Origin of the sequence: Hydrogenophaga aromaticivorans (assembly GCF_013387465.1) — a bacterium.
GTDB lineage: Bacteria > Pseudomonadota > Gammaproteobacteria > Burkholderiales > Burkholderiaceae_C > Hydrogenophaga > Hydrogenophaga aromaticivorans.
In genome coordinates this window covers 1-1,057 of the sequence record NZ_VYGV01000024.1, presented here as the reverse complement: position 1 = coordinate 1,057, position 1,057 = coordinate 1, and the positions used below count along the sequence as shown (strand labels likewise).

Genomic DNA, 1,057 nt, shown 5'->3' with positions numbered 1-1,057 from the left:
CAACGGCAACGCCTCGCTGGCCGCCGCGCGTCGCCACGCGCAGGTCACCTCGACCGACTATGTGCAGGCGCTGCTGGCCAAGGGCCACGACCGCGCGGTTGCTGAAGGCCTGAACATCCGGTTCCAGCACGCCGATGCAGAAGCCCTGCCGTTCGCTGACGCCAGCTTCGACGCCGTGCTCTCCACCTTCGGCGTGATGTTCACGCCCGAACACCAGCGCGCCGCCAGCGAGATGCTGCGCGTGCTGCGCAGCGGCGGCCGCATCGGGCTGGCGAACTGGACGCCCGGCGGTTTCATCGGTCGCCTGTTCAAGCTCATCGGTGCCCACGTGCCGCCCCCGGCCGGGCTCGCTTCCCCGGTGCTCTGGGGAACCGAATCGCACATCGTCGAGCTGTTCGGTTCGCACGCGGCGCAGATCCGTTGCGAGCACCGTCACTTCAACTTCCGCTACCGCTCGGCGGCGCACTGGGTGCAGGTGTTCCGCGAACTCTATGGCCCCACGCACAAGGCCTTTGCCGCGCTCGATGCCCAAGGCGCGCAGTCGCTCGAACGCGCGATCACGGCGCTGCTGGAGGAACTGAACGTTGGCGGTCCGCAGTCGCTGGTCGTGCCCAGCGAGTACCTTGAAATCGTCATCACCAAACAATGAACTTTGCCATTGGAGATCCGCATGAACACCCCACTTTCACGCCACGTGCTGGTGGCTTCGCTGCTCGCCACGGCAGCGCTGCAGGCGCACGCCGACACCGTCACCGACTGGAACCTGCGGGCCAACGCGCTGCTGGCCGATTCACAGCTCGGCACGCCGCCCGCGATCCGCGCCATGGCGATCGTGCAGACCGCGGTGCACCAGGCGATTGATGGCTTGCCGCCTCGGGTGGCCACCACCAAGCCGGCGGTGGACGCCGCGGTGGCCGTGGCGCACCGCACCACCCTGACGCAGCTGCTCCCGGGCCAGCGCGCAGGCATCGATGCCGCCGTGCAGGCCGCGCTGTCGGTCATCCCGGAGGGGCCGGCCAAGGCCGCCGGAATGGCTGTGCGTGAACTCGCCGCGTCG

Annotated in this window: 1 protein-coding gene and 1 pseudogene; both read left to right on the top strand. The window is 69.1% G+C overall.

Features of this window, described 5'->3' with window-relative positions:
- Window positions 1-649, top strand: a 649-nt coding sequence (locus tag F3K02_RS21705; protein ID WP_246309707.1) for a class I SAM-dependent methyltransferase, incomplete at its 5' end; no start/stop codon positions are given.
- 21 nt (window positions 650-670) lie between these two features.
- Window positions 671-1,057: pseudogene (locus F3K02_RS21700) on the top strand (vanadium-dependent haloperoxidase); the annotation flags it as partial.